This is a genomic window from Myxococcus sp. AB025B (genome assembly GCF_006518215.1).
Lineage (GTDB): Bacteria > Myxococcota > Myxococcia > Myxococcales > Myxococcaceae > Myxococcus > Myxococcus fulvus.
Map to the genome: position 1 here is coordinate 1 of NZ_SRLW01000404.1, position 7,246 is coordinate 7,246.

Annotated in this window: 7 protein-coding genes; 4 read left to right on the top strand and 3 right to left on the bottom strand. The window is 70.7% G+C overall.

All coding sequences use genetic code 11. The annotated features are described in order from the left end of the window. The first annotated feature begins 201 nt into the window (after nucleotides 1–201). Nucleotides 202–591 (top strand): DUF4870 domain-containing protein, encoded by a 390-nt coding sequence (locus tag FL311_RS39095; RefSeq protein WP_141332741.1) that lies wholly within the window; start codon nucleotides 202–204, stop codon nucleotides 589–591. Nucleotides 592–687: 96 nt separating this feature from the next. On the opposite strand, the gene moaA is transcribed toward FL311_RS39095, so the two are convergent. The 3 genes from moaA to thiO form a co-directional block, all read right to left on the bottom strand. Continuing rightward, a complete protein-coding gene (gene moaA, locus FL311_RS39100; protein WP_194869561.1) occupies nucleotides 688–1,695 on the bottom strand; it encodes a GTP 3',8-cyclase MoaA in 1,008 nt (335 codons plus the stop codon). A gap of 67 nt (nucleotides 1,696–1,762) precedes the next feature. Beyond that, nucleotides 1,763–3,004 carry an HD-GYP domain-containing protein gene (locus tag FL311_RS39105; RefSeq protein WP_141332743.1) on the bottom strand — a complete coding sequence of 414 codons (1,242 nt, stop codon included), beginning with the start codon at nucleotides 3,002–3,004 and terminating at the stop codon, nucleotides 1,763–1,765. Nucleotides 3,005–3,172: 168 nt separating this feature from the next. After that, on the bottom strand, nucleotides 3,173–4,291 hold the full coding sequence (gene thiO / locus FL311_RS39110) for a glycine oxidase ThiO (protein ID WP_141332744.1): 1,119 nt from the start codon (nucleotides 4,289–4,291) through the stop codon (nucleotides 3,173–3,175). Between the two features lie 302 nt (nucleotides 4,292–4,593). Here thiO and hisG point away from each other — a divergent pair, with 302 nt between their 5' ends. The 3 genes from hisG to FL311_RS39125 form a co-directional block, all read left to right on the top strand. Continuing rightward, a complete protein-coding gene (gene hisG / locus FL311_RS39115) occupies nucleotides 4,594–5,454 on the top strand; it encodes an ATP phosphoribosyltransferase (RefSeq protein WP_141332745.1) in 861 nt (286 codons plus the stop codon). 2 nt (nucleotides 5,455–5,456) lie between these two features. Further along, on the top strand, nucleotides 5,457–6,761 hold the full coding sequence (hisD, locus tag FL311_RS39120; RefSeq protein ID WP_141332746.1) for a histidinol dehydrogenase: 1,305 nt from the start codon (nucleotides 5,457–5,459) through the stop codon (nucleotides 6,759–6,761). Next, on the top strand, nucleotides 6,758–7,246 hold a 489-nt coding region (locus tag FL311_RS39125; RefSeq protein WP_368668614.1), incomplete at its 3' end, for an aminotransferase class I/II-fold pyridoxal phosphate-dependent enzyme. The genes hisD and FL311_RS39125, both read left to right, overlap by 4 nt.

The window sequence follows — 7,246 nt, forward strand, 5'->3', positions numbered from 1 at the left end:
GGGCGGGGATGGAGGCGAAGGGGGAGGAATTCAAGCAGGCGGGAAGTGAGTTGTATCGCTGAGCAAGAAACCCGGAATCGAGGGCGTCAAACGACGCGGTGCCTCACCTGTCCCAGACGTGACAATCAGAGTGTGTGCATGCCATGGTAGGTGGGCATGGGCGCGGCGTTCGCGCCCTCGATGATCGGGAGGGGAGACTTCATGGAGACTCCGCCGCGGGAACAAGTGGGTTCGTACATCACCGGCACGCCGATGCCGACCCAGGACGAGAAGACGATGGCGCTGATTGCCCATATGGGCACCATCCTGGGCAACTTCGTGGGACTGGGCTTCGCCGTTCCACTGGTGCTGATGCTGACGAAGGGCAAGGAGTCGTCCTTCATCCGCGAGCACTCGGTGGAGTCGCTGAACTTCCAGATCACCATCTTCATCGCGGCGGTGGTGGCCTCCATCACCCTGTGCGTGGGCATCGGCTTCGTGCTGCTGCCCATCGTCGGCGTGGTGGCGCTGGTGTTCTCCATCATCGCCGGCCTCAAGGCGAACGAGGGTCAGCTGTACAGGTACCCGTTCGCCATCCGGTTGGTGAAGTAGTCCCGCGCGGGGCTCCCCATGGGAGCTCCGGTTGCACCGGGCGGGTCCTGCGCGAGTCGTGCGGGCCCGCCCGTCGTGTTCCTGGGGTGTGCGGCTTCAGCCGCCGATGCCCATCATCGACAGCAGCGTGGCGCCGTTGCCGGGCTCGGTGAAGCGGTGGCCCTCCGGCTTGTCGCCCAGCGCCGCGCGGATGGCGCGCGCCAGCTCCACGTCGGTGGCGCCTCCGCGGATGAGCTGGTGCAGCGGCGCCTGCGCGCGTCCTCCCAGGCAGCTCCTCAAGTCCCCATTGGAGGCCACGCGCACGCGGTTGCAGCCGCCGCAGAAGTTCTGCGTGAGTGGTGAGATGAACCCCACGCGGCCCCCCGGCGCGCGCCAGTACCGCGCGGGACCGGAGGTGACGGAGTCCGCGGCCGCGCCCGTCTCCTCGGGCTCCGGTGCCAGCTCGAGGCCCTCGCCGCGCAGCCGCTCGATGAGCTCCGTGGTGGGCACGGGCTTGCCCTGGCCGAAGGGCATCAGCTCGATGAATCGCGGCGTGATTCCCCGCGCGTGCGCGTACTCCACCAACGCGCGTGCCTCGTGGTCGTTGACCCCGCGCATCACCACCACGTTGAGCTTGAGCGAGCCGTAGCCGACCTGGGCCGCGCGGTCGATGCCGCGCAGCACCGCGTCGAAGTCGCCCTGCTTGGAGATGCGCCGGAACGTCTCCGCGGACAGCGTGTCCAGGCTGATGTTGAGCTGGTCCACGCCCGCCTCGCGCAGCGGCGCGGCCAGCGACTCCAGATGGCTGGCGTTGGTGGTGATGGCCAGGTGCTGGATGCCGGGGATGCTGGAGATGCGCCGGGCCACCTCCAGGATGTCCGGGCGGATGAGCGGCTCGCCGCCGGTGAGGCGCACGCGGCGGATGCCCAGGGCCGCGAAGAGGGCGGCGATGCGCCCCAGTTCCTGCGCGTCGAGCAGGTCCTTCTTCCCGCCCCACGACGCGGGAGAGCAGTACGTGCAGCGGAAGTTGCAGCGGTCCGTGATGCTCAGCCGCAGGTACGTCATGCGGCGCCCCTGCGCGTCCAGCAGGGGCGCAGCGAGTGGATCCGTCTGGAGGGCGGGCATCGTCACGGGCGGCCTGACCTCTTAACAGCCGGCTGGCGGCTGTTCATCTCATTCCCCGACGACGGGCTCAGCCTTCACTGCCTGTCGCCGAGCGGATGACGCCGACCTTCGGCTCGGTGGGCTCGCTCGTCCCCGAGCGCGGTGCGGCGGGGACGTTCTCCAGCTCGTCGTCCAGGTCCGTCAGGCGGGCGAGCTCCGCCTCGGCCTCGTTCGCTTCCTGCTCCGCCACGGGGAGCTGGAGCTTCTTCTTCTTCATCTCCTCCTTGATGTGGATGAGCCCTTCCTCGCCGATGTCGAGGAACGCGCGCACCACCTCCGGGTCGAACTGCGTGTTCGCGCAGCGGCGGATCTCCTGGATGGCGTTCGCGAACGTCGTGCCCTTGCGGTACGGCCGGTCGCTCGTCATCGCGTCCAGCGTGTCCGCCACGGCGAAGATGCGCGCGCCGATGTGGATCTCCTGCCGCGACAGGTTGCGCGGATAGCCCGCGCCATCCCAGCGCTCCTGGTGCGACAGCACGATGGCGGAGGGCGTGGACAGGAACGGGATGGCCTGGATCATCTGGAAGCCGATCTCCGGATGCTTGCGCATCTCCAGCCACTCGTCCGGCGTCAGCTTGCCCGGCTTGAGCAGCACCGCGTCCGGCACGCCAATCTTGCCGATGTCGTGCAGGAGCGCGCCGCGGCCGATCTCCTCCAGCTCCTTGCCCTGGATGCCCATGCGCCCGGCGATGGCGGACGTGTAGCTGACCACGCGCTGCGAGTGGTCGCTCGTCTCGTGCTCGCGCGCGTCCAGCGCGGCGACCAGGGCCAGCAGCGTGTTCTGGTAGGTGTTGGCGATGTTGTGCAGCGCGCTGCGAAGCTCCGCGGTGCGATCTCGCACCTTGCGCTCCAGCTTCTTCTGGTAGCGCTTGCGGGCCATCTCGATGCGGCGCTTGGCGAGCGCCCGCTCGATGGCCCGGATGAGGTCCGTCAGCTTCGGTGGCTTGAGCAGGTAGTCCACCGCGCCACGGCGCAGACAGTCCACCGCGGACTCCGTGTCCCCATAGCCGGTGAGCATGATGACGGACGTGTCCGGCAGTCGCTCCCGCAGGTTCTCCAGGAGCCAGAGGCCGTCCTTGCCCGGCATCTTCATGTCGCTGATGACGAGCGGGGTGTCCTCTTCGCCCGCCACGTCCAGCGCCATCTCGGCGCCGCTCGCGACGACGCAGTTGTAGCCCTCTTCACGCAAGAGGACCGAGATGACGTCTCGCACGGAGTCGTCATCGTCGACGATGAGGATTCGGGGTGGTGCAGGGGGGATGGCTTCCACGGCGGGAGATTCTAGAGGTTTCCGGGTTTCAATGGCGAATGAGTCAGGGAAATTACCACCTTCCTCCACTTGCAGGTTGACAGTCCAGTGCGGCGGTCCAGAAGGCGACCCTGGCAGGCAGAGCGGGCAGGCGGGCGGAGCCCATCGGGCAGGTGGGATGCAAGGCGTTCAGGCGCGGGCCCCGGTGCCTCCCCGGTCATGGCGGAAGGGGGCGAGGTCCAGGGTGGTGCGCTCCCCGAGGACGGCCTGGGCGACGAGCTTCGCGGTGATGGGGGCCAGGAGGATGCCGTTGCGGAAGTGGCCGGTGGCGAGGAAGAGGCCGGGCGTGGGCCCCTCGCCCAGGTAGGGCCGCTTGTCCTCCGTCCAGGGACGGAAGCCGGCCCACGTCTCCGTGATGGGCGCCGAGCCCAGCTCCGGGCACAGCTCCAGGGCCATGTCGAGGATGCGCGCCAGCCCCGCCGCCGTGACCTGCTTGTCGAAGCCCACCAGCTCCATGGTGCTGCCGGCGATGACGCGCCCGTCCGCGCGCGGCACGACGTAGCCCTTCTCCGAGGTGAGGACGCGCTGCAGCAACGGCAGGCGCGTCTGGAGCTGGATCATCTGCCCGCGCGCGGGGCGCACCGACTTCGCCTCCACGCCCGCGCCCTGGACCAGGGAGGACCAGGAGCCCGCGGCGAGGACGATGGCGTCCGCGCGCAGCACCTCGCCATCCAGGTCCACGCCCACCGCGCGGCCGTCCTCGTGGACGATGCCGCGCACGTAGCCGCTCCGGAACTCGGCGCCCACGCGCGCGGCGGCCATCGTCAGCGCGCGCACCAGCAGCCGGTTGTCCACCTGGTGGTCATCCGGGAAGTGCGCGGCGGCCACGGCCCTGGCGGACAGCTTCGGCTCGAGCGCCCGGGCCTGCTCGCCATCGAGCAGCTCCGCGCGCAGTCCCATGCCGCGCTGCCACAGGACGGTGGCCTCCAGGTGATGCACGCCGGTGTCGGCGAAGGCGACCTTGAGGATGCCGCAGGGCCGGTAGGCGATGTCCACGCCGGACAGCTCGCGCAGCTCCTCGGCGAAGGCGGGGTAGAGGCCGCGGCTGCGCAGGCACAGGTCGAGGAAGGGGCCCGGACCGTCTGACTCCATCTGGGGGGCGAGCATGCCCGCGGCGGCGCTGCTGGCCTCCGCGCCGGGGATGGAGCGCTCCAGGACGGTGACGCGCACGCCCGCCTGCCGCAGCCGCAGCGCGATGCCGCAGCCCATGATGCCCCCGCCCACGATGATGACGTCCGAGACTCGCATGGCCTTGCTTCCTGCTCGCCCCGTCGAGGGTTTGCAAGCGGCATGACGCAGGCCGGGTTGACGGCGGGGCACCTTTGCCATTACTGATGGAGCCGTGCGTCTCTCTTCCGTGCATCCCCATCATGCGCATCATCGGCTCGGCCCCGACGGGACCGTTCGCCATGCGCATGCCTGGGTGAGCCACTAGACGCACCACCCTCCCGGCACCTGCCGCAGCGACCGAAGGCCCGTCCCCCCCCGGACGGGCCTTTTTTCGTTTCCGCGCGGCCACCGTTCCCCCGCAGTCCCCCGCAGGTCCACCCATGTTGCTGAAGATCGCTCTTCCCAACAAAGGCCGCCTCTCCGAAGAGGTCCGTGAGCTTTTCAACGATGCGGGCCTGGAGGTCCGCGCCCGAGGCGAGCGCGCGCTCACCGCGTCGCTCGGCGGCGAGTTCGAGGCCATCTTCGTCCGCGCGCAGGACATCCCGGAGTTCGTCGCGGACGGCGCGGCGCACGCGGGCGTCACCGGCTGGGACCTGGTGAACGAGGCGGGCCGCGAGCTCGAGCACCTGATGGACCTGGAGTTCGGGCGCTGCCGCCTGGTGGTGGCCGCGCGCGAGGAGAGTGGAATCAGCCACGCCAACGACGTGCGTGACGGCATGCGCGTCGCGTCATGCTTCCCGCGTCTGACGCAGGACTACTTCGCGCGCCGGGGGCAGAGCGTCACGGTGGTGCCCGTGTCGGGCGCGGCGGAGATCGCGCCGCACCTGGGCATCGCGGACATCGTCGTGGACCTGACGTCCACCGGGTCCACGTTGAAGATGAACGGCCTGCGCGAGGTGGCCACCGTGCTGGAGTCCAGCGCGCGGCTGGTGGCGTGCCAGGCGAACGTGCCGGAGGCGCGGAGGAAGCTGGAGGAGCTGAAGCTCGCGCTCGGCTCGGTGCTCGCGGCGCGGGGCAAGCGCTACCTGATGGCGAACGTGCCGAAGGACGAGCTGCCCCGGGTGCGTGAGGTGCTGCCGGGACTCAACGGTCCCACGGTGGTGGACGTGCTGGACGGAGGCCGGTTCGTCGCGGTGCACGCGGTGGTGCCGGCGAAGACCATCTACCGCACCGTCAACGCGCTGAAGACGCTGGGGTGCGAGGGCATCCTGGTCACGCGCATCGAAAGGCTGGTGGCGTGATGATGTCGCTTCCTTCGTTCCTGCGGTACCGGGGGCCGCTGGCCAGCCTCTCGCGTCAGGACCGTCAGCGGTTGTTGGAGCGCGGTGGGGATGTGGACACGCGCATCGCCGCGCGGGTGCGGGAGCTCATCGCGAAGGTCCGGCTGGACGGGGACTGGGCGCTGTTCGAGATGGCGCGGCAGTTCGACCGGGCGGAGCTGTCCTCGCTGGAGGTGCCCCGGGCGCGGTGTGAGCAGGCGCTCGCGTCGCTGGAGCCCTCGGTGGCGCGGGCGTTGGGGCGCGCGGCGCGCAACATCGCTCGGGCCCACGAGGCGCAGAAGCCTCGCGCGGTGGAGGTGGAGACGGAGCCGGGGGTGTTGGTGGGACGCAGGCCCGACCCGCTGGGCCGCGTGGGCGTGTACGCGCCCGGCGGGCGAGCGGTGTATCCGAGCAGCGTGTTGATGGGCGTGGTGCCCGCGAAGGTGGCGGGAGTGGGGGAGGTCATCGTCTGCTCGCCGCCGGGGCCGGATGGCCTGCCGCACCCGAGCGTGCTGGCGGCGGCGGTGCTCGCGGGGGCGGACCGGGTCTTCGCGTTGGGGGGCGCGGGCGCGGTGGCGGCCATGGCGTACGGCACGGAGAGCGTGCCCCGGGTGGACCGCATCGTCGGGCCGGGCAACGCGTACGTGGCGGAGGCCAAGCTCCAGGTGGTGGGCGCGGTGGCCATCGAGGCGCCGGCGGGACCGAGTGAAATCCTCGTCGTCGCCGACGAGACGGCGAGCCCCGAGGCGGTGGCGCGGGAGATGTTGGCGCAGGCCGAGCACGACCCGGATGCCGCGTGCGTGACGGTGGCGCGCGGTGAGGGGGTGGCGGAGGCCGTCGCGGAGCAGGTGCGTCGGCTGGCGGAGGACGCGAAGCGGCAGGAGATCGTCGCGGCGGCGCTGCGCTCCCGGGGCGCGGTGCTGAGCGTCGCCTCGCTGGAGGAGGCGTGGCCGTTCGTGGCGGACTTCGCGCCGGAGCACCTGTTGCTCGCCACGGCCGCGCCCTCCGCGGACCTGGCGAGGGTGCGCAACGCGGGCACCGTCTTCCTCGGTGAGCGCTCGTCGGTGGCGTACGGCGACTACATGACGGGCTCCAACCACGTGCTGCCCACGGCGGGGCTGGCGCGGGCGTACTCGGGCCTGAACCTGCTCGACTTCTACCGGTGGACCACCTACCAGCGCGTCGAGCGCGCGGCCTCCGAGGCGCTGGCGGAGGACGTGGGGCTGCTCGCCGACAGCGAGGGGCTGTTCGCGCACGCCGACGCCGCGCGAGCCTGGAGGGGCGCATGATTCCCCTGCGCGAGTCCTTCCGGGACATCCCCCTGTACTCACCGCCGAAGCGGCCGTGTCGCGTGGACCTGAGCGACAACACGAACCTCTTCGGCGTGCCTCCCGCGGCGGAGCGGGTGCTGCGCGAGTCCCGTCCGGAGTCACTGTCCCGTTACCCGCGAGGCTACGCGCCCGACCTGCGCGACGTCCTCGCTTCACGGCTCGGTGTCGGTGCCGGGTGCGTGACGACGGGCTGTGGCTCGGACGACGTGCTGGACAGCGCGCTGCGCGCGTTCCTGGAGCCGGGCGAGGTGCTCGCGTTCCAGGACCCGACGTTCGTGATGATGCCGTTGTTCGCGAAGGTGAACGGCTTGAAGACGGCGCCGTGCTGCGCGAAGCGGACCTGCTCCTGGAGGAAGCCACCGCGCTCGACTGGCGGGACGACACGGACGAGTCCACCGCCCTGCAGGAACAGGCGCTCCAGTTGCTCGGAGAGCCCGTCCCCT